The sequence below is a fragment of the Thermobifida halotolerans genome (assembly GCF_003574835.2).
Classification (GTDB): Bacteria; Actinomycetota; Actinomycetes; order Streptosporangiales; family Streptosporangiaceae; genus Thermobifida; species Thermobifida halotolerans.
On record NZ_CP063196.1, the window covers coordinates 4,420,988 to 4,447,481 of the forward strand.

Below are 26,494 nucleotides of genomic sequence, written 5' to 3' on the forward strand. Positions count from 1 at the left end.
CGGAGGCCCCGACCCGCCGAAGCGGGTCGGGGCCTCCGGATTCGGATGTCAGCTCAGGCGCCGACAATCTCAAGAGAGACGGGGGCGTTGACCTCGGGGTGGAGGCGGACCTCCACCGTGTGGTCGCCCACCGACTTGATCGGGTTGCGGATCTGGATCCGGCGCTTGTCGACCTGGGGGCCGCCCGCGGCCTTGATGGCGTCGGCCACGTCCGTGGCGGTCACCGAGCCGAACAGGCGTCCGTTGTCGCCGGAACGCTGCGTCAGCCGCACCTTGAGGGCGCTGAGCTGGCCGGCGATCTGCTTGGCCTCGTCCAGGTTGCGGATCTCCCGGACGTCGCGGGCACGACGGATCGAGTCGATCTGCTTCTGGCCGCCGCGCGTCCACCTGATGGCGAACCCGCGCGGCAGCAGGTAGTTGCGGCCGTAGCCGTCCTTCACCTCGACGACGTCACCGGGGGCGCCGAGGCCGTCGACCTCATGGGTCAGAATCAGCTTCACGTCATTACCTCCTCGTCGGCCCCGGTCAGCGAGCGGTGCTGGTGTAGGGCAGCAGCGCCATCTCGCGGGCGTTCTTCACCGCCGTGGCGACGTCACGCTGGTGCTGCGTGCAGTTGCCGGTGACCCGGCGGGCGCGGATCTTGCCACGGTCGGAGATGAACTTGCGCAGGAGAGTGGTGTCCTTGTAGTCGATGTAGGTCATCTTCTCCTGGCAGAACACGCAAACCTTCTTCTTGGGTTTGCGGACTGGCGGCTTCGCCATCGTGGTGCTCCTTTGTCAAGAGCCCCGCAGGTCGCGGGGATGGTCGCTGAAACGAAAAATACCTAGAACGGCGGTTCGTCGGAGTAGCCTCCGCCGCCACCGAATCCTCCTCCGCCGCCGCCACCGGTGGCCCACGGGTCGTCCGCGGGAGGGCCGGACCGGGCGCCCTGGTTGCCGCCGTAGCCGCCACCCTGGCCGCCGTAGCCGCCGCCCTGCGGGGCGCCGCCGTAGCCGCCACCGCCGCCGAAACCGCCGCCCTGACCGCCCTGGCGCTGCGTCTTGGTCACCTTGGCGGTGGCGTTGCGCAGCGCGGGGCCGACCTCTTCGACGTCGACCTCGAAGACGGTGCGCTTCTCGCCTTCCTTGGTCTCGTACGAGCGCTGCTTGAGTCGCCCCTGCACGATGACGCGCATGCCGCGCTGCAGACTCTCGGCCACGTTCTCCGCGTACTGACGCCAGACCGAGCAGGTCAGGAACAGCGACTCGCCGTCCCGCCACTCGCCCGACTGACGATCGAAGACACGCGGGGTGGAGGCCACACGGAAGTTCGCGACCGCGGCCCCGCTCGGGGTGAATCGCAGCTCAGGGTCGTCGACCAGATTGCCGACGAGCGTGATCTGGGTTTCGCCTGCCATTGCTTGGCTCCGGATTCCTAGAAGGCGTGGGCGACGGGTGTGGTGCTGCGGCCGGAGAGGGTCAGTGGGCCTCGGGACGCAGAACCTTGGTGCGCAGGATGGCTTCGGTCAGGTTGAGCTGACGGTCGAGTTCCTTGACCGTGGCGGGCTCGGCGGTGAGGTCGACGACGGCGTAGATGCCCTCGGAGTTCTTGGCGATGTCGTAGGCGAGCCGACGCTTGCCCCAGACGTCCACCTTCTCCACGGAGCCGCCCTCGTCGCGGACGACCGACAGGAACTGTTCGAGCGACGGGGAGACCGTGCGCTCGTCAAGGCTCGGGTCGAGGATGATCATGACTTCGTAACGACGCATGGGCGTGCGTACCTCTCCTCTGGACTGTCGCGGCCATGGTCTTTCCATGGCAGGAGGGCGAGAGCCCGCGGCGCGAGCCGTGCTCGCGAGGGCTCCGATAGCCGAACAAAGGTCAAGGTTATCAGTTGTCAAGCTCGGAAACGCCGGTCATCGCGGAATCCACAGCAACCACGGCGCACACCCCGAGCAGGGAGACCAGCCTCCCGAAGGTGACAACCGCGTAGGCGGTCAGTCCGATTCCGACCCCCGCGTCGGGGTTCTGGTAGAACCACAGATAGTGCCAGATGCCGACGATGTACCCGATCTCGGCCAACTGCCAGATTCCGACCAGGGCGACCGCCACCGGCTGGAGTGCCCGGCGGCGCGGCCAGGCCAGCATCGCCAGCGGCAGCAGCCACAGCACGAACTGCGGCGACCACACCTTGTTCGTGACCAGGAAAGCCGCCACGACCAGGAAGAGCAGTTGCTCCACCGGAGGACGTCCCGGCGCGAACAGGATGAGCAGGGCGATCCCGACACAGGCCAGCAGCAGCGTCCCGGTGCCCACCAGGTTCACCCTGTCCAGGTCGGCGTAGGGGAACAGGTCGAACGCGCCGAGCACGTAGTAGACCGACCCCCAGTCGGCCCCCCGTTCCCGGCTGAAGGTGAAGAACTCGACCCACCCCTCCGGGCTGGCCAGATAGACGGGAAGGTTCACCGCCCCCCAGGCCAGCAACGCCCCCGCCAGTGGTGTCGCGAACCGGACGACCGCGTCCCGGCCGGCCCCGTCACGCACCAGGTCGCGGACCATGAACACGAAGAGCGGACCGAAGAACAGGAAGGGGTAGAACTTGGCGGCCACCGCCAGACCGATCAGCGCGCCCGCCGCCCACAGCCGGTTCCTGGCGTAGCAGGCGAGTCCGCCGACGGCGAGCGCCACCGCCAACAGATCCCAGTTGATGGCGAAGGTCAACACCGCGGCCGGTACCAGTGCCACGAAGACCCCGGCGAACAGCGCGGCCCGGAGGTCGAAGGGGCGCCGTGCCGGGACGACGCCGCCGCGGCCCACCAGCCAGCCGGTGCACACGACGGTGACGACCAGGCACACACCCATCACCGCGGCGGTGGCGTCGAAGTAGCCGTAGCCGCGGGCCAGCGGGTCGGGAAGCCACGACACCGCCCGGGCCAGCAGGTGCATGAGGACACCGGTGAGCACCGGGTACTCGACCGGCTTGTCCACATAGGGGACGGTTCCGGCGTCCAGTTCGTCCCGGTAGTAGAGCGCGAAGACGTCGCTGTAGCACAGCGCCGGGTACTGGCTGCCGTCCAGCCAGGCCCCACCGAACCGGCACCGGACCTTGCCCAGGTAGCCCAGCACAGCCCCGGTGAGTCCGATCCCGACGAGCCACGCCCAGACGGCGGGACCGGGAGAGGACACGGCGGGGGCGCCGACGGTCCGACCGTCGGCGCCCCCGGTTCCGGCCGTGCCGGAGCGCTGCGGGGAGGAGGTCACTCCTCGTCCCGGTAGTAGATCTGGTTGTTGCCCCAGCCGTTACCGGTCCTGATGGGCTCCTCCTCGTCGTCGTCATCGTCGTCGCCCGACGGGTCACCCGGCTCCTGGCCGCCCGGCTCATCCTCGTCCTGACACTCCGGCAGCCACCACTGGACGTCGCAGTCCGGCTCGTTGCCCTGTCCCGGCGGGGTGAACGACGGCGTGGCGGGCTGGGTCGGCTCCGTACTCGGGGTGGACTCGACCTCCTCCGGTTCCTCCGAGGCCGAGGGCTCCGGAGACGGGGTCGGCGCGTGGTTGCGCACCTCACCCCCGTAGACCGGCGGGGGGAACTCCTCGGCGGGAACGTCCTCCAGCACCCTGGTCATGTACGCCTTCCACAGCCGGGAGGGCATCTGACCACCGTAGATACTGGACTCGCCGGGAAGCACCAGCGGTTGGCCGTCGGTGCGGTGCAGGCCGACCGCGGTGGAGTACTGCGGCACGAAGCCCACGAACCACGCGGACACGGCGTTGTTGGAGGTACCGGTCTTGCCCGCCATCGGACGGCCGTCGTCCAGTCGGGCGTTGTGGTTGTCGGTGATCACCTGCTGCATCGCGTAGGTGGCGTCGGCCGCGGTGTCCGCGCCGAACGCCTGCCTTCCTCCGGCCTCCAGGATCTCGGCGTCTTTGGGCACCAGTTCCTCGCCGGTCTCGGTGTCCACGATCTTGGTGATCATGTGCTGGGGCATGTGGTACCCGCCGTTGGCGAAGGTCGCGAATCCGCCCGCCTGGTCGACCGCGGCGACCGACATGGTGCCCAGCGCGATGTTGGGGCCGACTTCGGCGGTCTCGGCCTGCTTCTCCGGGATACCCGCGGCCAGGGCGGTGTCGATCACCGCCTGCGGGCCGACCTCGATGGCCAACTGCACGTAACTGGTGTTGATCGAGTCCTTGGTGGACTGGATCAGGTCGACCGGACCGTAGCTGCGGTTGCTGTCGTTGTTGACCGGCTGGGCCAGACCCGGGAACTCCTTGGGGCTGTCGCCGTCGTAGGTGCTCTTGAGGCTGATCCCCTGCTCCAGAGCCGTGGCCAGCACGTAGGGCTTGAACGCCGACCCCGCCTGCTGGCGCTGCACCAGCGACTGGTTGGCGTACTGGGTGGGGTCCGGCCCGCCGTAGAACGCCTTGATCTCACCGGTGGCGGTGTCGACCGTGGCGATGCCGAACTGGGTCTCCGCGGGGATCTCCTGTCCGCTGCTGTTCAGGGTCTGCGCCTTCTGCTCCTCGACGACCTCTTCGGCGTACTTCATCCACTGCTCGTTGAGGGAGGTGGTGACCGTGTAGCCGCCCCGCGCGATCTGGTCGGGGGTCAGGCCGTAGCGGGCCTCCATCTCGCTGCGGACCGCCTCCTGGATGTAACCCCGGTAGCCCGCGTAGTTGTCGTCGTTCTCCATCGGCAGCGGCTCGGGGAACTCCAGCGCGTCGGCCTCCTCCTGGGTGAGCCCGCGCTCGGGGTCCTCCGCGTTCATCTCGACCAGGCCCTTGACCGTGTACTCCCAGCGCTCCTGGAGGATCTCGTACATCTCCGAACCGGGAACCGCGGTGCCGAAGTTGCCGGGCTGCTGGATGACCGTGCCGATGAAGGCGCCTTCGGCGGCGTCGAGTTCGCTGACGTCCTTGCCGAAGTACCCCTGGGCGGCGGCCTGCACCCCGATGCCGCGCCCGAAGTAGATGGTGTTGAGGTACTGCTCGAGGATCTGGTTCTTGCTCAGGTTCTGCTCGACCTTGAACGCGATCAGGATCTCGTTGAACTTGCGGACGGCCCGGTCGATGGCGGACGTCTCGTTGGTGGTCAGCGAGTCGTAGTAGTTGCGGGCCATCTGCTGGGTGATGGTCGAGCCGCCGCCCTGGGTGCCGCCGAAGAGGACACCGCGCGCGATGCCGATGGGGTTGATCGCGTTGTCCTCGTAGAAGCTGCGGTGCTCGGCGGCCAGCACACCGTCGACCACTGTCTGGGGCACCTGGTCGATGGTGACCGGGACGCGGCTGGTCTCGCCGAACTTGGTGGCCTCGGTGGTCCCGTCCTCGAAGTAGACGACGTTCGCCGCGAGTTCCGCGTCGGCCTTCGCCTCCAGCTCGGCGGGGGAGGGCGCCATCGAGTAGGCGACACCGATTCCGACCGCGCCGAGGATGAACAGCACGGCCGTGGTGATGAGCGCGGGCTTCCACGTCTTGGCGAAGAAGCGCTTGACGGGTCCCCGCTCGTCGTACTCGTCCTCGTCGTCCCGGGCGCGGCGGCGGCCGCCGGCGGCTCCGGAGCGGGCGGCGTTCGCACGGCGGCGACCGCTGTAGCCCTCGTCGTCGGCGCGGCGGCGGCGTGCCGGGCGCTCGTCGTCGGGACGGTCGTCGCCTCGGGCGCGCCGACGGCCCCCGGTTCCTCCGGCGCTCTCCAGCGCGGCCGTCTCCGCGGCGGCACGCCGCCGCGGCCGGTCCCCGTGGTCGTCGCCCCGGGCGCGACGACGCGGCCGCTCGTCGTGGTCGTCGCCGGCCCTCGACCGACGCGGCCGGTCCTCGTAGTCGTCCCTGGCCCGCGACCGACGCGGCCGCTCGTCGAAATCGTCCTGCGGCGCACGGGAGCGGCGTGGGCGCTCGTCAGCCCAGAAACCGTCGTCTTCGCGCGGCCTACGGCGGCTCGCCGCGGCGCGTTCGTCCGCGGCGTAGCCGTCGCGGCTACGCCTACCGCCGTTGCCGCGCGATCCACCGGCCGAGCCGTCGGCCCGGCGGCGACCGCCAGCACTCCGTCGTCTTTCGGTACTCACGCGTCCTCGTTCGTCTGTTGAAGGCCGACCGGCCTGGCGACTTCTTGGGGTGGAGGCAGTGGCCGCCCCCGGACCGCGGGGACACCGCGCTCCGTTCTCCCGCCTCCAGCCGTCGCCCGTGAACTCGGCCCGTGGCCGAAGGCGTTCGCGGGACGGGATCGAACCGGCTGCTGCCTGACCTCCTGTCGCTGACTGATCGGGGGGAGACTTCAGGACGACCGCGCTCGTGAACCGCTCGTACCGGCTACGAGCCGGCGGCCGTCACGGGTGGGGGTCCCGCGACGACCACGTGGTCGTTCCTCGTTTCGGCCGCTCACGTCTGCCGCGTGTGAGCGGTGGACCAGCCGCACCACCGATGTGTGGCTGACACCGGCACCGCAGAAAACGGCATGCGGTAGTCCTACTGGGGCGAACGTTACGTTAGGACGGTAACGCCGTATAGCACAACCCACGGGTGAGAGTACCCGGCCACGCCGAGTGGTGCATCGTTTTCCACAACCAGAGCGTGATCCGGAATGAGCGCCCCCCGTTGTCGGACGCCACGTCAGCCGCGTGGTTCTCGGCCGCCCGTGTCGGGCGGTTCCGCCTCCGAACAGACCCTCGACCACTGCCTGGGGGCTTGTCCGCCAGCCTGATATATCAACCAGATACACTCATAACTGCCCAAAGCATGTTGATGCGTGTACCTCTCCCCTTCGGGGTAGAGGATTTCACCATGTCTGACACACAGCCAGGGCGGGGGTGAGGGATGGGCGCGCGCCGGACGAGGGTGCTGGAACTCGCGGTACTGGGACTGCTGTACGAGACCCCACTGCACGGTTACGAGCTGCGCAAGCGACTCAACTCCGAACTCGGCTTCTTCCGCGCCTTCTCCTACGGATCGCTGTATCCGTGCCTGAAGGAGATGCTGCGCAGGGGACATATCTCACAGCACCCCGAGGACGCCGAGTACGGCCGACGCTCCCGGATCGTCTACCGGCTCACCGACGCCGGACACGAACGCCTGCACGGGATGCTCGCCGACGTCACGCCGGCGACCTGTGACGACGAGTGCTTCGGGGTGTACTTCGCACTGTTCGGGCACGCCAGATCAGAGCTCCGACTGCGCATTCTGCACGGCCGCCGTGACCGGCTGCGCTCCCGGTTGGAGGACCTGCGCACCCGCCTGGCGCGCACTCCCGGAACCGCCGACGACTACATGCGGGAGCTGCACCGCCACGACGCCGAGTCCGTGGAACGGGAGATCCGCTGGCTCGACGATCTCATCGCACGGGAGCAGCACCGCGCCGTCGTCTCCCCAGCGCAACCGGAACGGTCCGGGTGATCCTCTTCAGCCACCACCGCCGCACGCGGCACCCCGCAACGGGCATGCCCCGCGCACCAAGAGATTCGGAATCGACAGAAGGAGACCACTGCCATGGGTTCGGTACGCGTAGCCGTCGTGGGCGTGGGCAACTGTGCCGCCTCGCTCGTCCAGGGCGTCCATTACTACCGGGATGCCGATCCGACGTCCCGCGTGCCAGGCCTCATGCACGTGGAGTTCGGGCCGTACCACATCCGGGACATCGAGTTCGTCGCGGCGTTCGACGTGGACGCCAAGAAGGTCGGCCAGGACCTGGCGGCGGCGATCACGGCGAGTGAGAACAACACGATCAAGATCTGCGACGTCCCGCCGACCGGGGTGATGGTGCAGCGCGGTCCCACCTTCGACGGACTGGGCAGGTACTACCGGCAGACCATCGAGGAGTCCACCGAGGACGCCGTCGACGTGGTCGCGGCGCTCAAGGCCGCCCAGGCCGACGTTCTGGTGTCCTACCTCCCGGTGGGTTCGGAGGAGGCGGACCGCTTCTACGCCCAGTGCGCCATCGACGCGGGCGTGGCGTTCGTCAACGCCCTCCCTGTGTTCATCGCCTCCGACCCGGTGTGGGCGAAGAAGTTCGCCGACGCGGGCGTTCCCATCGTGGGCGACGACATCAAGTCGCAGGTGGGGGCGACCATCACGCACCGGGTGCTGTCGAAGCTGTTCGAGGACCGCGGAGTGATCGTGGACCGCACCTACCAGCTCAACTTCGGCGGCAACATGGACTTTCTGAACATGCTGGAGCGGGAGCGGCTGGAGTCGAAGAAGATCTCCAAGACCCAGTCGGTCACCTCCCAGATCCCGCGCGAACTCAACGCCCGGTCGGTGCACATCGGACCGTCGGACCACGTGCCGTGGCTGGACGACCGCAAGTGGGCGTACGTGCGCCTGGAGGGCCGTGCCTTCGGTGACGTTCCGCTGAACCTGGAGTACAAGCTGGAGGTGTGGGACTCGCCCAACTCGGCGGGGATCATCATCGACGCCGTGCGCGCCGCCAAGATCGCCAAGGACCGCGGCATCGGCGGCCCGATCCTGTCCGCGTCCTCCTACTTCATGAAGTCCCCGCCGGTGCAGTACTCCGACTCCGAGGCGCACGCCGCCGTGGAGAAGTTCATCACGGGTGAGGTCGAGCGCTGAGTCGGACACCGTCCGCGACGGCGTGACGCCGGGGTGAGTGGTCGCCCCGGCGTCAGTTTTTTTCGCCGGAAAAACCGAAATCTTCTTCGGAACCAAAATCGGACCCGTGCCATCTCATCAGGCGCAGGAAACCAGGAGACAGCAAGGTGTCAGTACCGTCACACTCCGCCATGTCCTCGAAATCCGAGGATTAACCGGAGAAACAGCGCAGGGTCTTTTCCTACCCACTGTGACCAGCGCCTTCCTGGTTTCAGGCGCTGCCCACAACGGGGCTTTCACTTGGAAGGGACGGCACGTCCGTGAACTATTCCCAACAACCTCCCTTTGCGCCGGGCCAGGGACCACAGTGGCAGGACGGCGGTTACCCCCCTCAGTACTCTCCCGTTCCTCCTCCGCCACCGCGCCGGAGTTCGGCGGGGATCGTCCTGCTCGCCGTCGGCGGTGTCGTCATCATCGGCCTGATCGTGGCGATCGTCATGGTGTTCGCCCTGGGCGGCAACCGCTCGGGCGGCGGCCAGGTGGCCGACTCCCCACGTCCCCAGGAGAGCACCTCCGAGCAGGCCCCGGACGTCCTCCAGGACGACTCCGAGTGGATTCCCGAGGAGATCCCCGAAGACGTCTCCGAGACCCCGAACGAGGAGCTGACCACCGGTGAGTTCCCCGGGGACATGGACGGCAGCTGGACGGGAACCATGACGCAGTACGACCCGGACGGCTACGTGGTGTCCACCTGGAACCTGGACGTCCACATGGTCGCCGGGGAGAGCCTCGGCGGAGCCGACCTGTACATGGACAACGGCATGACGTGCCGGTGGGACATCCTGACCACCTCGAACACCGAGGACACCGCCGACCTGGAGTACTTCACCATGGACGACGGCGACGGCACCTGCACCCCGTTCGGCTACCTCCACTTCATCGTGGACGGCGACAACCTGTACGTCGGCGTGGCCACCGAATGGGACAACGGCATGATCAGCACTGCGGACGGTGTGCTGACCAGGTACTGACCGGCCTACCCTGTTCGGGTGTCCTTCCACGGTGATCTGCGCGAGGTGCTGCGCGGCCCCCGGTTCCGCAGACTCTTCGGCACCCGGTTGGTCTCGCAGTTCTCCGACGGCGTCTACCAGGCCGGACTGGCCGGGTACGTCTTCTTCAGCCCCGAACAGCACACGACGGCAGGAGCGGTGGCGGCGGCCTTCGCCGTTCTGCTCCTGCCGTTCTCCATTGTGGGACCGTTCGCCGGAGTGTTCATCGACCGTTGGGCACGACGCCAGGTCCTCCTGTTGTCCTCCCTGGTCAAAGCGGGTTTCGCGGCGGCCACGGCCGGACTGGTGGCAGTCGGGTCGGACGGGGCGCCGTTCCTGCTCGCGGCGCTGCTGCTGCTGAGCGTCAACCGGTTCTTCCTCGCCGCGCTGTCGGCCGCACTGCCGCACGTGGTGTCGCGGGACCGACTGGTCATGGCCAACGCGGTCACTCCCACCTGCGGCACGGTGGCCGCGTTCCTCGGTGCGGGTGCGGGCGCGGGACTGCGCCTGGTGGGCGGGGACGGCTCCGGCGGCACCGCGCTGATCCTGTTCGGTGCGGCTGTCGGCTTCGCCCTGGCCGGACTGGTCGCCACGACGCTCGGCCGCACCGAACTGGGCCCGGACCTGGCCGCCGCACCTCCCCGGGTGCGGGCGGCGCTGAGCGGCGTCGTGGCAGGTCTGGCCGACGGCGCCCGGCACATCTGGCGGCGCGGTCCCGCCAGGGACGGCCTGGCCACGATCGCCGGGCACCGGTTCCTGTTCGGCGTCTCCACGATCATGACGCTGCTGCTGTACAACAACACCTTCACCGAGGGCGGTGTGGCCGGATTCGCCTCGTTCAGCGTGACGATGGCGGCCTCCGCCGTGGGTTTCCTGGTCGGCGCGGTCGCCACCCCGTGGGCACGGGAGCGGATGCGCGCACGGACGTGGATCGCCGCGCTGCTGACCGCCGGAGCGGGGGCGCTGCTGGTGTTCGGGCTTCCCTTCGACGCCACGGTGTTTCCCGTGGCGGGCTTCGCCCTGGGCGTGGTCTCCCAGGGGGTCAAGGTCACGGTTGACACGCTGGTCCAACGGCACATCGACGACGCCTACCGGGGCCGGGTCTTCTCCGTCTACGACATGCTCTTCAACGCCGCGTTCGTCGCCGCCGCGGCCGTCGCCGCGCTGACGGTTCCCCCGTCGGGGGTGTCGGTTCCGGTGGTGTTGGCGATGGCCGTCGGATACGGGGGGATGGCTCTGTGCTGGACTGTCCCGGAACGGAGGGGGACGGCCTCGGAGCAGGAATCCTCGGTTCCCGCCGAATAACCGCCAAAGGTTGTCAGGTTCGGTGTGGATGATTGCAGGTGTCGCGAGTCCACAGGAGGAGTTCCCATGTCCGCTCCCGATCGGCCGAACCAGCACACCGGCACGGTTGCCGGTGTTCCCTACGTGGCTCTGCCGCCCGAGGGCGGCACCGGGGCCGCACCCCTGATCGTCGTCTGGCACATGGTGGACGCGCCGCGTTCGGCCGAGGAGATGGCCGCCACGCTGCCGTTGACGGGGTCGGGCGCCTGGCGGGTGTTCGTGGACCTGCCACTGCACGGAGCGCGCACCCCCGACGACGTCGAGGCCGTCATGGGGGAGGCGCTCACCGATCCGCTGCTGAATCTGCACGTGCCGATCGTGCGACAGGCGGTACGGGAGTTTCCCGGGGTGGTGTCGGGGCTGCGCGAGGAACTGGGCGCCACGGGACCGCTCGGGCTGGTCGGCGGCTCGCTGGGCGGCGCGGTCGCGTTGACCGCGCTGGCCGAGACGGCGGTTCCGGTCACCGCGGTGGCGCTGGTCAATCCGGCGGTCACCGCGCGGAGCCTGGTCGCCGTCGCGGAACGCGAGTTCGGGATGGGCTATCCCTGGACGTCCGAGGCCGAGGAGGCCGCCGACCGGTGGGATTTCGTGGCCCGGGCCGCCGAGCTCGCCGACCGCGTCTCTCCTTCGGCGACGCTGCTGGTCAGTGGCGACCGCGACCACACCGAGTTCCGCCGTGACGCCGCCCTGCTGCGCGACGCTCTGGACGCCGCGTTCGTCACGGTTCCCGACCTGGCACACGCGCTGGTCGAGGAGTCGGACGCCGCCGTGGCCCCGCAGTCGCCGTATGCCAAGGTCGTGGACACGGAGTTGGCCGCCTGGTTCGACGCCCGGCTCTGAATCTCCCACGCAACCGCGTGGCGGGCTCTCCGGTCAGTCTCCGGCGGCCTCGGCGAGGAAGGCACGGGTGGCCTTCTCGTCACCCAGCCAGCTCATCATGTCGGCGGGATCGTTGAAGCCCTCGATGTACCGGTCGGCCACGGCCTGACAGGTGTTGGCCGCCTCGTACACCTCGCGGACGTGTGGTTCCCCCATGCTGAGGATCATGATCAGGTCGCTGTAGAAGGGGCGGGCGAACTCCTCGAACCGGGCGAAGGTGGCGCGCATGAAGTCCTCGTCGAAGGGACGGTCGCCGTGCTCCAGGATGGCCTTGAGGTAGATGTCGGCGCTGCGGCACTCGTTGTTGGCGTCCTGCCCGAAGCTGGGGGCGGTGACGATGAGGGTGTCGCCGATGCCCAGCACCCTGCCGCCCGACGGCAGCGTCGCCACCGGGTCCCGCACCAGCGGAACGGCGGGGTCCATGGCCACCGCCTTGGGATCGACGAGTTCGACGTCCTTGTACACCTCGTACAGGTGCGGCAGTGGCTCCCGCATCGCCTCCAGCATCAGGTCCAACTGCTGCCGGGGCCGCATCCGTGTCGGCCACGAGGCCATCGCGTCGGTGGTCGATCCGCCGATGCACAGCAGCCGGCAGGGGCCGTTGAGCGAGTAGCTGGGCAGACTGGTCAACTGGCCGACCCCCGGAATCCACCCACCGGACTGGATGTCGGTGTAGGGGTCGTCCTCGACCGCGGTGACGTAGGCGATCGACGCGAGGAAGCCGCTCATGCCGTACTGCGCCCACTCGTGGGTGACCGGGAACATCTCGGCCAGGCCGGACTGGCCCGCCGCGATGACGGTCAGGTCGTACATCGACACCAGGTAGTCCAGGTCGGAGGCGGTGACCGGATGGACGATCACCCGGCCGCCCATCCGCTCGAACAGGTCGAGCCACACCGACATCTTCACCCGCTCGTCCACCGACTGCGCGGGCCGTCTGAAGTAGCCGGTCCAGTTGTGGGCGGGACACCAGTCGCTCTCCTCGCCGGTGATCTGGCTGCCCCGGATGGAGGGAGCCCTGCCCTCCCACAGGTCCAGACCGTAGGCGCGCTCCAACTCCAGTTGGTCGCTGGTGAGCATCTGCACCGACACCGCACGACCGGAGGCGACCTCCGCGGCGGTGCGCGCGGTCATGATCGTGACGTCGTAGTCGTGCTGCAGCAGGCACAATCCGAGCTGCAGCCCCGACTGCCCCGCACCGACGATCAGAATCCTGCGCATCCTGTTCCTTCCCGCGTGTCCAACCCAGTGTTTCGCGCTCCGGTCAGCCTCCGGCGACCTCGGCGAGGAAGGCACGGGCCGCCTTCTCGTCGCCGAACCAGCTCATCATGTCGGCGGGATCGTTGAAGCCCTCGACGAACCGGTCGGCCACGGCCTGACAGGTGTTGGCCGCCTCGTACACCTCGCGAACGTGTGGCGGGATCGTGGTGATGAGGACGACCAGGTCGCTGTAGAAGGGGCGGGCGAAGGCGTCGAACTCGGCGAAGGTGGCGCGCATGAAGTCCTCGTCGAAGGGGCGGTCGCCGTGCTCCAGGATGGCCTTGAGGTAGATGTCGGCGCTGCGGCACTCGTTGTTGGCGTCCTGCCCGAAACCGGGGGACGAGACGATGAGGGTGTCGCCGATACCCAGCACCCTGCCGCCCGACGGCAGCGTCGCCACCGGGTCCCGCACCAGCGGAACGGCGGGGTCCATGGCCACCGCCTTGGGATCGACGAGTTCGACGTCCTTGTACACCTCGTACAGGTGCGGCAGTGGCTCCCGCATCGCCTCCAGCATCAGGTCCAACTGCTGCCGGGGCCGCATCCGTGTCGGCCACGACAGCATGGCCATCCCGTCGACGACCGGGCCGTTGATGCTCAGCAGCCGGCAGGGGCCGTTGAGCGAGTAGCTGGGCGTGCTGAGCAGGTGTCCGACCCCGGGAATCCACCCGCCCGTCTGGATGTCGGCGTAGGGGTCGTCCTCGACCGCGGTGACGTAGGCGATCGACGCGAGGAACCCCGGCATGCCCCGGCTGGTCCACTCGTGGGTGACCGGGAACATCTCGGCCAGGCCGGACTGGCCCGCCGCGATGACGGTCAGGTCGTACATCGACACCAGGTGGTCGAGATCGGAGGTGGTGACCGGATGGACGATCACCCGGCCACCCATCCGCTCGAACAGGTCGAGCCACACCGACATCTTCACCCGCTCGTCCACCGACTGCGCGGGCCGCCGGTAGTAGCCCGTCCACTCGTAGGCCGGCCCGCCGTCGCTTCCGTCACTGCTCAACCGGCTGCCCCGGATGGGGGGCGCCTCGTTCTCCCACAGGTCCAGACCGTAGGCGCGCTCCAACTCCAGTTGGTCGCTGGTGAGCGTCTGCACCGACACCGCGCGTCCCGACGCGAGTTCGCCCGCGGTGCGCGCGGTCATGATCGTGACGTCGTAGTCGTGCTGCAGCAGGCACAGGGCGAGTTGCAGCCCCGACTGCCCGGCACCGACAATCAGAATCCTGCGCATCCTGTCCCCCTTGTTCGTCACCGGTTCAGCTTCCGGCGGCCTCGGCGAGGAAGGCCCCGGTCACCTTCTCGTCGCCGAACCAGCTCATCAGGTCGGCGGGGTCGTCGAAGCCTCGGGGGCCGTCATCACGCGGACGGTGCCCCCGGAGCGGGGGCGCCTCGTTCTCCCACGGGTCCTGGCCGTGGGCGCACTCCCACTCCGGTTGGCCTCCCAGGGGGAACCGGACCGGTGCGGTGTGTCCGGACGCGGCCTCTCCCGTGGTGCGTTCGGTCATGACCGTGGCGTCGTCGTGTCGCGGCAGCTCCAGGGCCGACCGCATCCCCTGCCCGGCACCGACGATCGGAATCCCGCGCATCCGTCTCCCGGAGACGTCACCGGCTCAGCGCCGGATCGGCGTCGAAGTTCATGGTGTACTCCACCAGTTTCGCCAGAACTCCCGCCGACTGCCGCCGGTCGCGGGCGTCGAACACGACGATGGGCACGTCGTCGTCGAGGGCGAGGGCGCTGCGGATGTCCTCGACCGGATGCAGGGGCACGCCCTCGAAGTGGTTGACCGCGATCAGGAACGGCAGATCGGTGTACTTCTCGAAGTAGTCGATGGCCTGGAAGGAGTCCTCCAGACGGCGGGTGTCGACGATGATGACCGCGCCGATCGCCCCGCGGGTCAGGTCCTCCCACATGAACCAGAACCGGGCCTGTCCCGGGGTGCCGAACAGGTAGAGGATCAGGTCGCGCGCGATGGTGATGCGACCGAAGTCCATGGCGACGGTGGTTGTCTGCTTGTCGGGGGTCTTGGAGAGATCGTCGTAGGCCACGCTGGCCTGGGTCATGATCGCCTCGGTGTTGACCGGGGGGATCTCGGAGACCGAGCCGACCAGTGTCGTCTTGCCGACCCCGAAGCCGCCGGCCACGACGATCTTCGCCGACACCTTCTTGGGGGCGCTACCCGGCGATGGCGTGAAGCCCATGAAGAATCCTCTCCAGGAGTTCGGTGTCCGCCTGCGAACCGCTGCCGACGGTGCGGTGGATCTCCACCCTGCCCTGCTGGGCAAGGTCGCTGATGAGCACCCGTACCACACCGATGGGCAACTGGACCGACGTGGCGATCTCGGTGACCGACCGCGACTCGGTGCAGGCCAGGTAGATGTTCCGCTGCTCCGGCGTCATCCCGGCGAGACCGCCGGGGCCGGGATCCAACGCGGTGACGAGGGTCTCGAGCAGCAGGGGCAGGGAGGGTCGGGTCCGTCCCAGCGTCAGGGCGTAGGAACGGACCCGCCGACTCGCTCCCGGCGGTGGCGTGGGGATCATGCTGCGCGCCTTTCCCAGGTGGTCATCTTCGGCCGCCGTCAGTTGAGGATCGCTTCGCGGAGTTCACCGCGCAGTTTGGGGGTGAGCACGTGCCCGGTGTTCTCCACGAGCAGCGCCATCTGGTAGCCCACGATCTTCATGTCGCAGTCGCTGGCGGCCAGGACGGTCAGGCATGATCCGTCCCCGATGGAGGTCAGGAAGAGGTGGCCGCGTCGCATGCGGACGATGGTCTGCTCGAACTCACCCTGGTCGAACATGCGTGACGTGCCCTGGGCGAGGCTGAGCATCCCGCTGGCCACAGCGGCCAACTGCTCGGCCTCCTCGAACGGCAGTTGTTGGGAGCGCGCCAGCAGCAACCCGTCGGCCGAGACCACCGCGGCATGGTTCACGCCGGGAACGTCACGGACGAAGTTGTCGATGACCCAGTTGAACTTCTCTACCTCAGAACGGGAATCGGTCATTTCTCCATCGCTCTTTCTGCACCTGAGGTGCGGTTCCCCTCACTCCTGGCGGCGATCTCCTGGGCTGCCTCCGACTGTCCGCTGAGGAGCCCGTCCAGATCGGCGCGAATGCGTTCGGCGAAACCTGGTGGCTGACCCGCGTAGGGTTCGGGGGCGGCTTTCTGGGGATGCCTGCCGTGCACCGGCACCGTCTCCTCCGCTTCGTCCCCACGGTGGCGCGGGGGGTCCGCGGTGCGACGGCGTTGGGGGAGTTCCCACAGTTCGCCGCTGTTGGCGGTGGGTGCGGTGGATGGTTCCGGTCTGTCCCTCTGGGGCTTGGGCGGTCTGGTGTCGGCGGCCGCCCTGCGGTTTCGTTTGGACTCGCGGCGGGGCAGTCCGTTCGGTCCTTTCTGTGTGGTGGACGGAAGGCTGGGGCGGGGACCACGCTGACCGATGGGTGGGAGGGGCGATACTTCGGCCGGGGGGCGCACGGGTCGGGGAACGGCCGACGTCGTGGTGACCAGCGTGGCGGGAACGTGGACGTAGGCGGTGGTACCGCTGAAGGGGCGGGTCTGCAGTTGCACGTTGACGCCCTGGCGGGCGGCGAGTCTGCTGACGACGTAGAGGCCCATGTGCCGGATGACGTCCTCGCTCAGCTGTGGCGGGGTGGCGAGCCACTGGTTGAGCTGGTCCAGGCGGTCCTGCGGAATGCCGATTCCGTCGTCGATGACCTCGAGCAGGAGTGCTCCGTCCTCACTCATTCGCCCCCGGACGGAAACGGGAAGGTTGGCGGACGAGTAGGCGGTGGCGTTGTCCAGCAGTTCGGCGACGAGGTGGCTGAGGTCGTCGGCGGCTTCGGGAGAGATCGCCACGTCCTGGGGCAGTTCCTGGGAGCGGACCCGGGTGTACTCGCTGACCTCGGACATCGCGGCGCGGACGACGTCGAGCAGCATGACCGGTTCGGCGTGCTTGTTCTGTCCTCCGTGGCCCGCGAGGATCAGCAGGTTCTCACCGTTGCGCCGCATGCGGGTGGCGAGGTGGTCGATCTGGAACAGCACTTCGAGCTGTTCGGGGTCCTCTTCCTGGCGCTCGAGGCGTTCGACGAAGGCCAGCAGCGAGTCGACGAGCGTGAGATCGCGCATCGCCAGGGACGCCAGCGCGGTGGGCAGCAGGTTCTGGGGATCCTCCCCGGACGACTGCTGGGCGGCGGACCCGGGTCCGCTCCGCGGTTCGGCCGGAGCGGGCTCCTGCGTGGCCGAGGGGTCCGGGAAAACCCGTGTGTCGGGAGTTGCCGGGGGAGCTTCGGGGTGCGGCCGGGCTCCTGTCAGCCTGCGCCACCAGGACCTGAGACGTGCCTGGTTCCGGCTGCCCTCCTCAGCGCTCCTGGGCGAGGTTCCCGGCGGGTATGCGTCTCCTCCGTCGGAGGGTTGACCTGTCACGCCATCCCCTTACGCTCAGTGACACCACTTAGGTTCATCCAACCTTCCGGTCATCCTCTGCTTCTCAATGGAGACCCATTGTGCGGAAACGGGGCTACCGTGGGAAACAGGATGATGGGTGACCCTAGCAGGACTGATGGGATTTTTTCGAGAGCTGGTCGGGGAGCTTTCACCACGCGGGCCCTCCGGAGACGCCACCTCAGGAACCGAGATAACCCCAGTTCAGAGAGATGTTTTCAATTTATTCCGCAGTACGGAAAAGATATTCCATTTCTTGAATAGTCACGCTTCGTAACAAGAATCGCCCCGCCCTCCTGCCGCGCTCCTTCGAGAGCCCCGGAGGACGACCAGGACAGCGCACTCCCTCGCCTCACGTGATGGAGATCATCCTCAGGAAATGTCTTTCCAGCAAGAGGAGCCGGCACCCCGGTTCTCCCGCTCCACAGGTTCACAGCCTCAGCGATACTTCTTACTGGGAAGATCACAGAGCGCAAGGGCACAATAGGGAGAACACTGGTCAGTAACTCGTCTCGGTTCTCCACGCCCGCTCATAGGAGCGCTCCCAGAACCGGCTCGCCCCTCCGCGACCACGGGACTCCAACCCCTGTCCCGACATGCCACGGCGCAGGCGCATCCCGGACACGCGGCGCGGACCAAGGGGGGCATCCGCGATCCTGACCCCGCGATCCCGCGGGGCCCTCACTCCCGCTCGGCCGCCCAGCGGCGCAGCGCCTCGGCCGCGGCCTCCTTGCCCATGGGACCGTTCTCCAGGCGCAACTCCAGAAGAAACCGCCACGCCTGCCCGACGAGCGGTCCCGGACCGATCTCCAGGACCTCCTGGATCTCGTTGCCGTCGAGATCCGGACGGATCCTGGACAGCTCCTCCTCCTGCGCCAGCCGCTCGATACGCCGCTCGATGTCGTCGTAGGCGCGGGCCAACGCCGCGGCCTTGCGCCGGTTGCGCGTGGTGCAGTCGGCACGGGTCAGGATGTGCAACCGCGACAGCAGCGGACCGGCGTCGCGCGCATAGCGGCGCACCGCGGAGTCGGTCCACTCGCCCCTGCCATAACCGTGGAACCGGAGGTGCAGGGAGACCAGCTTGCTGACGTCGTTGACGACGTCCTTGGGGAAACGCAACGCGCTCAACCGGTTCCTGCTCATCGACGCGCCCACCACCTCGTGGTGGTGGAAGGTCACCTTGCCTCCCGGCTCGAAGGAACGGGTCTTGGGCTTGCCGATGTCGTGCAGCAGCGCGGCCAGCCGCAACACCAGATCGGGTTCCATGCCGCGAGCCCGCTCCAGGTCGACGGCCTGGTCGAGCACGGTCAGGGAATGTTCGTAGACATCCTTGTGCCGGTGGTGCTCGTCAACGGTCAGCTTCAGCTTCGGGATCTCGGGGAGCACGTACTCGGCCACCCCCAGGTCCGTCATCAGAGCCACACCGACCCGCGGATTCGGACTCAGCATCAACTTGGCGAGTTCGTCGCGGACACGTTCGGCCGAGACGATCCGCAGCCTCTCCGCCATCGCGGCCGCGGCGGCGCGCACCCCCTCGTCCAGGGTGAATCCCAACTGCGCCGCGAACCGCACCCCGCGCATGATCCGCAGGGGATCGTCGTTGAACGAGTCCTCGGGCCTCCCCGGCGTGCGCAACCTGCGGTCGGCCAGATCCGCCAGACCTCCGAACGGGTCCACGAACTCGCCGCCGGGCAGCCGCACCGCCATGGCATTGACCGTGAAGTCGCGACGAACGAGGTCCCCGTACAGCGAGTCGCCGTAGCTGACCTCCGGTTTACGCGACTTGACCTGGTACGACTCGCTCCGGTAGGTGGTGATCTCAACCTGCTGCCCGTTCTTGCGCAGCCCCACCGTGCCGAATTCGATCCCGATCGTCCACACCGCGTCGGCCCAGCCGTCGACCAACTCCAGGACGCGCTGCGGAACCGCGTCGGTGGTCAGGTCGATGTCGTGCACCGCACGCCCCAGCATCGCGTCACGGACGGGACCGCCGACGATCGCCAGTTCGTGCCCCGCCGCGGCGAACCGCTCACCCAGTTCGGCCACGACCGAGCCGACAGAACGCAACAGGGAGGCCACCGCGGACCGCTGCTCGTCCGTCAGCGTGACCTCGGCGGTCTGGGACTCAGGGGTTCGATCCGGAAGCGCACTGTTCGACACAGGCACAGAGACTAGGTGGCACACTCCACCATGGCGAATCGACCGCGCTTCCACTGCGGGGACGGCGGCACGGCATCCCCGTCACCTTCGGCGCCCGCGAAGTGGACCGGCCCGCCCAGCAACGCGGCCGCCCCCCTTCCGGTCCTGTCCGTCTTCTCTCATCCGCCGTCCCGGAAAAGTTCAACGGGTATCGTCGTTTCGGACGGGACGCGTTCTCCGACCGCGCCTGTTCTTCCTCCACGGCCGTCCGTGACGGTCGACGGAGAACGTCCCCATCGGGCTCTGTCCCGTGGTTTATCGCGACCGTTCGGGGACTCTTCTATTCTGTGGAGCCACCCGTGCGGCGACTCCAGCCGACCGTCCAACGATTCGGAAGAACCAGAGGCGTGCGTCGAATTGCTCACCTGGGCGCGGTCGTTGCCACCGCCCTGGCGGTGCTTCCGGCACTGACCCCGCTCCAGCCCACCCCCTCGGCCGAGGCCGCGACCGTGCCCGGAACCGCGACGGTCCTGCCGACCGAAGACGCTGAGCCCCCGGCCCTGGCCATATCCGAGATCGCCCCCAGGGCGGTCAGGGAGAAGGACACCGTCACGGTCAGAGGACTGGTCACCAACACCACCGACGCCCCCCTCAGCGACATCACGGTACGGATGCGCTACAACTCCTACCCGCTGACCGACCGGGACGCGCTGGAACGGCACGCCGACGGCTCCGCCACCGAGCCCTACCAGTCAGGCCCCTCGGCCACCATCGACACGGACCTGCCCCCCGGCTCCGCGATCTCCTTCGAGCTCGAAGCCGACGCCGAGGACCTCAACCTGCAGGGTGGATTCGGGGTCTACCCGCTGACCATCGACGCGACCAGCGGTCAGGAGGGGGAGCTCGGGAAGGTGCACACCTTCCTGCCCTACACCGGCACCGAGAAGACCGAGAAGCTCCGGGTCTCCTGGGTGTGGCCGCTCATGGACAGTCCCCAGCGCGCCGACGACGACACCTATCTCGATGCCGGCCTCGCCACGGAACTGACCGAGGACGGGCGCCTGGGCCGCCTGCTCACCACCGGCGCCCAGGACGGCGAGATCGACTCGACCTACACCGGCCCCACCTCCGTTCCCGACGACGAGGAAGCCACGGAGAGTCCGAACCCCGCCGCCTCCCCCTCGGCCAGTCCGTCCGCCTCCCCCACCGAGGCCCCCGACGCCGAGGCGCAGCCCGGTCCCACCCCGGAGGAGACCCCCAGCCCCGCCGACCCGGTGCCCATCACCTGGGCGGTCGACCCCGCGCTCCTCCACGACATCCAGCGCCTCGGCGAGAGCAGCTACTGGTCCCTGTCGAACGCCACCGAATCCGGTCCCGCCCTGGAGGAACACGAGGCCAGCATCGACGCGCAGGTGTGGCTGGCCCACGCGCGGCTGTGGCTGGCCGAGGACCCCCTGCTGGCCGTCCCGTACGCCAACCCGGACCTTCCCGCCCTGCTGGGCGCCGATCTCACCCGCGACGCCGAGACGTCGGTCGGACTGGGCAGGTCCACCGTGGCCGATCTCCTGGGCCGCGAGGCCGACACCGAACTCGCCTGGCCCGCCGACGGCGTCATGGACGAGGCCACCCGTGACTTCCTGTACGACAACGGCGCCACCACCTTCCTCCTCGACGAGTCGGCGATGCCCGCGCAGAACTGGCTCGGTCGCACCCCCACCGGCGCGGCCCCCCTGGAACTCCCCGGCGGCGAGGAGGGAACCGCCCTCGTCGTCGACAGCGACCTCACCCGGGTCCTGGGCGCCGACACCCACACCCCCGGTTCCTCCGTTCTCGCCGAACAGCGGTTCGCCGCGGAGACCGCGATGATCGCCGCCGAGGCCCCCGGCACCGACCGCACCGTCATCCTGGCGCCACCGCAGGACTGGAACCCCAGCGCCGACTACGCCACCGGACTGCTCGACGCCACCGAGAACCTGCCGTGGCTGTCCGCGGTCTCCCTCACCGACGTGCGGACCGACGCCGACACGGCCGAGGACCGGCAGGGTCTCACCTACCCCCGGAAGGCCGCCGACTCCGAACTCGACACCGACCACCTGGAGCGGGTGCGGAGCATCCGCCGCCAGGTACGGCTGTTCAACAGCGTTCTGACCGAGGACGAGGACCCGTTCCGCCCCGCGGTGCTGCGCCTGGAGTCGGCCTGGTGGCGCGGCGACGACGAGAACGCCGGGACCGTGCTGGACCGGGTGGACCGGGCCGTGCAGGAGAGCAAGGCCAAGATCCACGTCATCCCCGGTGACCCCATCACCCTGGCCAGCAAGAACGGCACCCTCGGCGTACTGGTCGCCAACGACCTCAGCGACCATTCGGTGACCGTCCACCTGTCGATCTTCTCGGAGAACTCCGAACGCCTGTCGATCGGCGACTACACCAAGTCCATGGAGATCGGTCCCGGCGGCAAGACCACCGTCTACGTACCGCTCTCGGCCACCGTCAACGGCCGCACCGTGCTGCACCTGAACCTGCACAACGCCGACGGTGAACCGATCACCGACGAGCAGACAACGATCCCGGTCAACGCCACCGGACTGGGCAGCGGGGCACTGGTCATCAGCGGTGTCGCCGCGCTGGTCCTGGTCACCGCCCTGACCCCGCGCGCCGTACGCAAGTGGCGGCGCGACCGCGCACGGAGCGCCGCGGTCGCCGGGGCGGGTCCGCTTCCCGACGAGGACGGACCGACCGCGGTCAGCGTTGACGGCGACGAAGACACGATGCACCACAATGGCAGGGATCAGACCAGTACCGGACGGGACGGGGAAGACGCCGAGGACGCCCGTTCCTGAGCCACGCGGCCTCAGAGACCGGCGCTGACATCCGCCACGACGAGACCTTCCCGCAACGACGCCGCGGCGTCGGCGGTTCGCCCGTCGACACCATCGAAAGGAGCCACGCCGGTGGCGACCGACATCACCAACGACAGCGACGACCACACCGACGACCCAGGGCGGCCCCCAACAGCCGACTCCGCCACCTCGGCGCCGTCGGACCAGGAGTCCTCGGCGCGGGGCGGCATGATGCGCTCCAGCATGGTCATGGCGGTCGGAACGATGGTGTCGCGGGTGACGGGGTTCTTCCGCACCGTCGTACTCGCCGCAGCCCTGGGCACCCAACTGCTCGGCGACGCCTACAACGTCGCCAACACCATTCCGTTCATCATCAACGACCTGCTCATCGGCGGTCTGATGGCGAGCGTGATCGTGCCGTTCCTGGTACGGCGGCGCAAGCTGGACACCGACGGCGGCAAGGCCACCGAGGACCGGCTGTTCACCGGCGCCGCGGTGCTGCTGCTCGTGGTGACCGCGGCCGCGATCCTCCTCGCCAGGCCCCTGATCCAGCTGTACGCGAGCGACTTCCTGCCCGCCCAGGCCGAGGTGTCGGTGTACCTGGCGCGGTTCCTGCTGGCGCAGGTCTTCTTCGTCGGGATGAGCGGCCTGATCAGCGCGATGCTGAACACCCGCAACAAGTTCGGCGCGCCGGTCTGGGCCCCCGTGCTCAACAACCTCGTGATCATCGCCGTCGGCGTGCTGTTCCTGCTCGTGGGAACCGGCGACTCGGTGGAGACCGTGACCACCGCCGACAAGATCCTCCTGGGAGCGGGCACCAGCTGCGGCATGCTCCTGCAGACGGTTGTCCTGCTGGGGTCGCTGTGGCGGTCGGGCTACCGGTGGCGTCCGCGGCTGGACCTGCGCGGCTCGGGGCTGGGCGAGGCGCTGCGCACGGCCGGTTGGATGTTCCTGTACACCCTCACCACCCAGTTGGGCTTCGTGATCACCTCCCAGATCGCCACCGGAGCGAACGTGGCGAGCGTGGAGAGCGGAGCGGACGCGGGCGCCGGGCTCACCGCCTACAGCTACGCCTACCAGCTCTTCCAACTGCCCTACGCGATCATCGCGGTCTCCCTGATCACGGTGCTGCTGCCGCAGATGAGCGCGTTCGCCGTCGACGAGCGGTGGGACGAGGTGCGCGCCGGGTTCTCCCGCACCCTCCGCGTCTCCGCGCTGGTCCTGGTTCCGCTGTCACTGGCGGTCTCGCTGTACTCCACCGAGGTCGCGGTACTGCTGTTCGCCCACGGCAACACCGGTGACAGCGACGCCGCGAACATCGGCAACGTCCTGATGGTCATGTCCCTGGGGCTGCTGCCCTTCACCGTCTTCCAGTTGATGCTCCGGGTGTTCTACGCGCTGGGCGACACCCGTACCCCCGCGTTCCTCGGTGTCGGCAACATCGCGGTGCACGGCGCGCTGGCGCTGGCCGCGTCCTGGCTGCTGCCGTCCCAACTGGTGGTTGTCGGTGTGGCCGGTGGATTCATGTGCTCCTTCCTCGTCGGCCTGCTCATCGGAGGTTCTGTCCTCAGCCGTCGGCTGGGCGGTCTGGACGGACGCCGCATCGTGGGCACGCTGGTGCGGCTGTACCTGGCGACCGTGCCCAGCGTCCTGGTCGGCTGGGGCGTCCTGGAACTGTTCCGGGGGTGGTTCGGACCGGGCCCGGCTGTCAACATCGGCGCTCCGGTGGTGGGCTGCCTCCTGGCGCTGCCGGTCTTCCTGCTCTTCGCCAGACTGCTGCGCGTGGAGGAACTGCGGTCGGCGACGGATCTGGTCAGGTCCCGCCTGCGCCGCGGCTGACCCCCGGGGAGGGTTTCCCACGCTCCGCGGAGACCGGGAACCCCTCCCCCCGGTGCTCCTACGTCCGTCTCCCGGACCCGGGTGACCCGCGTCTCCTGGTTACGGCGGGGCCCGCTGGCTACGATCGACTCTCCGAGCAGTCCTCTTCGCACCAGCTCCGCCCCCCAGCGGCAGGCCGGGTGGCCCCCCGAACAGGAAGCCCTCCACGTTGGTCAGTGAGAACACCGAACACTCACAGCGCGCCACCCGGCTGCTGCTGCCCGACGAGGTACTCGACGCCATCGAGCGCGCCGAACCGGAGAGCAGCCCCGAGTCCGGGCTGACCCCGCTGCGCGATCCCAGCGACATCGGCGACCTCGGCACCGCGGACCGCCCCGGTGAGGAGGGCGACGAGATCGGGGGCGCCGCCCACTCCGCGCCTCCGAACCTGATGCGTTCCAGCGCGATCATGGCCGTGGGCACCGTGTGCTCTCGGATCACCGGCTTCGTGCGGACCATCGTGCTCGCCGCCGCCATCGGCACCCAACTGCTCGGCGACGCCTACCAGACCGCCAACATGGTGCCGTACGCCGTCTACGACCTGCTCATCGGCGGTCTGCTGGCCAGCGTCTTCGTGCCGTTCCTGGTCAAACGCAAACAGCGGGACCCCGACGGCGGGGTGGCCACCGAGCAGCGGTTGTTCACCGCGATGCTGCTCGGACTGCTTCTCGTCACCGTCGTGGCCTGCCTGTGCGCACAGTGGTTGATCGCCCTGTACGCAAGCGAGTTCGAGGACCGCCAGTACGAGGTCGCGGTGGCCCTGGCGCGCTTCCTGCTGACCCAGATCTTCTTCGTCGGCGCGAGCGGGATCGCCAGCGCGATGCTGAACACCCGCGACAGGTTCGGCGCGCCGATGTGGGCGCCGGTGCTCAACAACCTCGTCATCATCACCGTCGGCCTGATGTTCCTCTTCCTGGCGGGTCCGAACCGCACCCCCGGGACCATCGCCCCGGGGGAGGTGACGCTGCTGGGCCTGGGCACCGCGCTGGGTCAGGTCCTCCAGTGCGTGGTGCTGCTGTGGGCGCTGTGGGCGGCCGGGTTCCGGTGGCGTCCACGTCTGGACCTGCGCGGCTCGGGACTGGGCGAGGCGCTGCGCACCGCCTCGTGGATGATGGTCTACATCGGCATCGCCCAGGCCGGCCTGCTGGTGACCACCAACGTGGCCACGCGGGCGGGCGCCAGGGCGGCGGCCGAGGCCGGCGGGGACGCGGCGGGTGCGGGGATCGCCGCCTACCAGTACGCGTCGATGCTGTTCCAACTGCCCTACGCGATCATCGCGGTGTCGGTGATCACCGCGCTGCTGCCCCGCATGAGCAGGCACGTCGCCGAGGGACGCAGGGACCTGGTGCGTTCGGACTTCTCCCGCGGCTTCCGGTTGGCCTCGGTGCTTCTGGTCCCGCTCTCCCTGGCCATGGTGGTCTTCGCGGTTCCCTTCTGCGTACTGGTCTACGCACACGGCAGCACCCAGCGGGAGGACGCCGTACTCATCGGGGTGATCCTGATGATCTTCGCGGTGATGATCATCCCGTTCACCCTGTTCCAGATGCAGATGCGGGTCTTCTTCGCGTTGGGTGACACCCGTGCGCCCGCGCTGCTGGCGCTCCCCGCCGAACTCGCGCACGCCGTGACCGCGGTCGCCCTGCTGTTCCTGCTGCCCGCCGACCGGATCGTGGTGGGGTTGCCGGTCGCCTACGGGCTCTACTACATCGTCGGAGCGGTCCTGGCGTGGCTGCTGCTGCGCCGCCGCCTCAACGGGCTGGAGGGGCGCACCACGCTGCGGACTTTGGCGATGCTGCACGTGGCGTCGCTGCCCAGCGTAGTGTTCGGTGTGCTGATGAACGTGGTCTTCGGGTCGGCTGAGCACGTCCTGGTGGCGAGTCTGCTGCCCATCCTGCTCGGTGGCCTGGTCGGCGCGGTCCTGTTCGTCTTCACCGCCAGAATCTTCAGAGTGACGGAAGTCACAATACTTTTGGAGATGGTACGTACCCGCCTGCTTGGCCGCTGATCACCGGGAACCCGGAAGACTGTGCGGACACTGGAAGGTCCAGCTTGTACAAGATGTTTCCGAATGTTCCCAACTCATGTCCTCCGGAAGGCGCGGTCAAGCGTCCTAGCATGGAACGGCGTGACTCTGCCCCAAAGTTCGGT

22 protein-coding genes are annotated in these 26,494 nt (G+C 68.6%); 8 read left to right on the top strand and 14 right to left on the bottom strand.

All coding sequences use genetic code 11. From position 1 onward, the window contains the following. Positions 1 to 53: 53 nt before the first annotated feature. From rplI to NI17_RS19830, 6 genes are all read right to left on the bottom strand, one after another. Positions 54 to 500 (bottom strand): 50S ribosomal protein L9, encoded by a 447-nt coding sequence (gene rplI, locus NI17_RS19805; protein ID WP_068693862.1) that lies wholly within the window; start codon positions 498 to 500, stop codon positions 54 to 56. A gap of 25 nt (positions 501 to 525) precedes the next feature. Then, the gene (rpsR, locus tag NI17_RS19810; RefSeq protein WP_068693860.1) at positions 526 to 762 is read right to left on the bottom strand and encodes a 30S ribosomal protein S18; all 237 of its coding nucleotides are present in this window, start codon (positions 760 to 762) and stop codon (positions 526 to 528) included. 62 nt (positions 763 to 824) lie between these two features. Beyond that, positions 825 to 1,397, bottom strand: coding sequence for a single-stranded DNA-binding protein (locus NI17_RS19815; protein WP_068693858.1), 573 nt, complete (start codon positions 1,395 to 1,397; stop codon positions 825 to 827). A gap of 61 nt (positions 1,398 to 1,458) precedes the next feature. Continuing rightward, positions 1,459 to 1,749, bottom strand: a complete 291-nt coding sequence (gene rpsF / locus NI17_RS19820) for a 30S ribosomal protein S6 (RefSeq protein WP_068693856.1) — start codon at positions 1,747 to 1,749, stop codon at positions 1,459 to 1,461. Between the two features lie 121 nt (positions 1,750 to 1,870). Beyond that, entirely contained in the window at positions 1,871 to 3,241 is a 1,371-nt protein-coding gene (locus tag NI17_RS19825; protein ID WP_119268187.1) for a glycosyltransferase family 87 protein, read from the bottom strand. Further along, positions 3,238 to 6,039 carry a transglycosylase domain-containing protein gene (locus NI17_RS19830; RefSeq protein WP_243597552.1) on the bottom strand — a complete coding sequence of 934 codons (2,802 nt, stop codon included), beginning with the start codon at positions 6,037 to 6,039 and terminating at the stop codon, positions 3,238 to 3,240. Before NI17_RS19830 ends, NI17_RS19825 begins: the two co-directional genes overlap by 4 nt. Positions 6,040 to 6,787: 748 nt before the next feature. Between NI17_RS19830 and NI17_RS19835 the strand changes: the two genes are divergently transcribed. The 5 genes from NI17_RS19835 to NI17_RS19855 all read left to right on the top strand — a co-directional run bounded on the left by NI17_RS19835 (position 6,788) and on the right by NI17_RS19855 (position 11,748). After that, positions 6,788 to 7,363: a PadR family transcriptional regulator gene (locus NI17_RS19835; protein ID WP_068693854.1), complete on the top strand. Its 576-nt coding sequence runs from the start codon at positions 6,788 to 6,790 to the stop codon at positions 7,361 to 7,363. 93 nt (positions 7,364 to 7,456) lie between these two features. Then, a complete protein-coding gene (locus NI17_RS19840) occupies positions 7,457 to 8,536 on the top strand; it encodes an inositol-3-phosphate synthase (RefSeq protein WP_199860200.1) in 1,080 nt (359 codons plus the stop codon). A 299-nt stretch (positions 8,537 to 8,835) separates the two neighbouring features. Then, the gene (locus NI17_RS19845; protein ID WP_068693850.1) at positions 8,836 to 9,546 is read left to right on the top strand and encodes a hypothetical protein; all 711 of its coding nucleotides are present in this window, start codon (positions 8,836 to 8,838) and stop codon (positions 9,544 to 9,546) included. Positions 9,547 to 9,564: 18 nt separating this feature from the next. Then, positions 9,565 to 10,869, top strand: coding sequence for an MFS transporter (locus NI17_RS19850; RefSeq protein WP_068693847.1), 1,305 nt, complete (start codon positions 9,565 to 9,567; stop codon positions 10,867 to 10,869). 66 nt (positions 10,870 to 10,935) lie between these two features. Beyond that, on the top strand, positions 10,936 to 11,748 hold the full coding sequence (locus tag NI17_RS19855; RefSeq protein ID WP_068693845.1) for a hypothetical protein: 813 nt from the start codon (positions 10,936 to 10,938) through the stop codon (positions 11,746 to 11,748). 33 nt (positions 11,749 to 11,781) lie between these two features. Here NI17_RS19855 and NI17_RS19860 read toward each other — a convergent pair whose 3' ends face one another. From NI17_RS19860 to NI17_RS19895, 8 genes are all read right to left on the bottom strand, one after another. Continuing rightward, on the bottom strand, positions 11,782 to 13,008 hold the full coding sequence (locus tag NI17_RS19860; RefSeq protein WP_119268205.1) for a styrene monooxygenase/indole monooxygenase family protein: 1,227 nt from the start codon (positions 13,006 to 13,008) through the stop codon (positions 11,782 to 11,784). Positions 13,009 to 13,051: 43 nt separating this feature from the next. Next, positions 13,052 to 14,284 (bottom strand): styrene monooxygenase/indole monooxygenase family protein, encoded by a 1,233-nt coding sequence (locus tag NI17_RS19865; RefSeq protein ID WP_147417023.1) that lies wholly within the window; start codon positions 14,282 to 14,284, stop codon positions 13,052 to 13,054. Positions 14,285 to 14,309: 25 nt separating this feature from the next. After that, a complete protein-coding gene (locus NI17_RS19870; protein WP_068693594.1) occupies positions 14,310 to 14,639 on the bottom strand; it encodes a hypothetical protein in 330 nt (109 codons plus the stop codon). A gap of 16 nt (positions 14,640 to 14,655) precedes the next feature. Then, positions 14,656 to 15,252 carry a GTP-binding protein gene (locus NI17_RS19875; protein WP_068693592.1) on the bottom strand — a complete coding sequence of 199 codons (597 nt, stop codon included), beginning with the start codon at positions 15,250 to 15,252 and terminating at the stop codon, positions 14,656 to 14,658. Then, a complete protein-coding gene (locus NI17_RS19880; RefSeq protein ID WP_068693590.1) occupies positions 15,227 to 15,592 on the bottom strand; it encodes a DUF742 domain-containing protein in 366 nt (121 codons plus the stop codon). Before NI17_RS19880 ends, NI17_RS19875 begins: the two co-directional genes overlap by 26 nt. Positions 15,593 to 15,630: 38 nt before the next feature. After that, positions 15,631 to 16,053, bottom strand: coding sequence for a roadblock/LC7 domain-containing protein (locus NI17_RS19885; RefSeq protein ID WP_068693588.1), 423 nt, complete (start codon positions 16,051 to 16,053; stop codon positions 15,631 to 15,633). Continuing rightward, complete coding sequence (locus tag NI17_RS19890; RefSeq protein ID WP_119268207.1) at positions 16,050 to 17,174, bottom strand: sensor histidine kinase; 1,125 nt, start codon at positions 17,172 to 17,174, stop codon at positions 16,050 to 16,052. Before NI17_RS19890 ends, NI17_RS19885 begins: the two co-directional genes overlap by 4 nt. Before the next feature lie 996 nt (positions 17,175 to 18,170). Then, positions 18,171 to 19,649, bottom strand: a complete 1,479-nt coding sequence (locus NI17_RS19895) for a CCA tRNA nucleotidyltransferase (RefSeq protein ID WP_068693586.1) — start codon at positions 19,647 to 19,649, stop codon at positions 18,171 to 18,173. A gap of 386 nt (positions 19,650 to 20,035) precedes the next feature. On the opposite strand from NI17_RS19895, the gene NI17_RS19900 reads away from it, so the two are divergent. The 3 genes from NI17_RS19900 (at position 20,036) to murJ (NI17_RS19910) (ending at position 26,351) form a co-directional block, all read left to right on the top strand. Then, positions 20,036 to 22,468 (top strand): DUF6049 family protein, encoded by a 2,433-nt coding sequence (locus NI17_RS19900; RefSeq protein WP_234402114.1) that lies wholly within the window; start codon positions 20,036 to 20,038, stop codon positions 22,466 to 22,468. A gap of 111 nt (positions 22,469 to 22,579) precedes the next feature. Further along, positions 22,580 to 24,307 carry a murein biosynthesis integral membrane protein MurJ gene (gene murJ / locus NI17_RS19905; RefSeq protein ID WP_068693582.1) on the top strand — a complete coding sequence of 576 codons (1,728 nt, stop codon included), beginning with the start codon at positions 22,580 to 22,582 and terminating at the stop codon, positions 24,305 to 24,307. A gap of 208 nt (positions 24,308 to 24,515) precedes the next feature. After that, a complete protein-coding gene (gene murJ / locus NI17_RS19910; RefSeq protein ID WP_234402113.1) occupies positions 24,516 to 26,351 on the top strand; it encodes a murein biosynthesis integral membrane protein MurJ in 1,836 nt (611 codons plus the stop codon). Positions 26,352 to 26,494 lie beyond the last annotated feature (143 nt).

Excerpts from the sequence above, each read along its gene's own strand:
- NI17_RS19885 (WP_068693588.1), bottom strand. The coding sequence starts at position 16,053 with ATGACCGATTCCCGTTCTGAGGTAGAGAAGTTCAACTGGGTCATCGAC.
- rpsR (WP_068693860.1), bottom strand. The coding sequence starts at position 762 with ATGGCGAAGCCGCCAGTCCGCAAACCCAAGAAGAAGGTTTGCGTGTTC.
- rpsF (WP_068693856.1), bottom strand. The coding sequence starts at position 1,749 with ATGCGTCGTTACGAAGTCATGATCATCCTCGACCCGAGCCTTGACGAG.
- NI17_RS19875 (WP_068693592.1), bottom strand. The coding sequence starts at position 15,252 with ATGGGCTTCACGCCATCGCCGGGTAGCGCCCCCAAGAAGGTGTCGGCG.
- NI17_RS19890 (WP_119268207.1), bottom strand. The coding sequence starts at position 17,174 with ATGCGCGATCTCACGCTCGTCGACTCGCTGCTGGCCTTCGTCGAACGC.
- NI17_RS19870 (WP_068693594.1), bottom strand. The coding sequence starts at position 14,639 with ATGCGCGGGATTCCGATCGTCGGTGCCGGGCAGGGGATGCGGTCGGCC.
- NI17_RS19880 (WP_068693590.1), bottom strand. The coding sequence starts at position 15,592 with ATGATCCCCACGCCACCGCCGGGAGCGAGTCGGCGGGTCCGTTCCTAC.
- NI17_RS19835 (WP_068693854.1), top strand. The coding sequence starts at position 6,788 with ATGGGCGCGCGCCGGACGAGGGTGCTGGAACTCGCGGTACTGGGACTG.
- NI17_RS19855 (WP_068693845.1), top strand. The coding sequence starts at position 10,936 with ATGTCCGCTCCCGATCGGCCGAACCAGCACACCGGCACGGTTGCCGGT.
- NI17_RS19860 (WP_119268205.1), bottom strand. The coding sequence starts at position 13,008 with ATGCGCAGGATTCTGATCGTCGGTGCGGGGCAGTCGGGGCTGCAGCTC.
- NI17_RS19840 (WP_199860200.1), top strand. The coding sequence starts at position 7,457 with ATGGGTTCGGTACGCGTAGCCGTCGTGGGCGTGGGCAACTGTGCCGCC.
- NI17_RS19865 (WP_147417023.1), bottom strand. The coding sequence starts at position 14,284 with ATGCGCAGGATTCTGATTGTCGGTGCCGGGCAGTCGGGGCTGCAACTC.
- NI17_RS19815 (WP_068693858.1), bottom strand. The coding sequence starts at position 1,397 with ATGGCAGGCGAAACCCAGATCACGCTCGTCGGCAATCTGGTCGACGAC.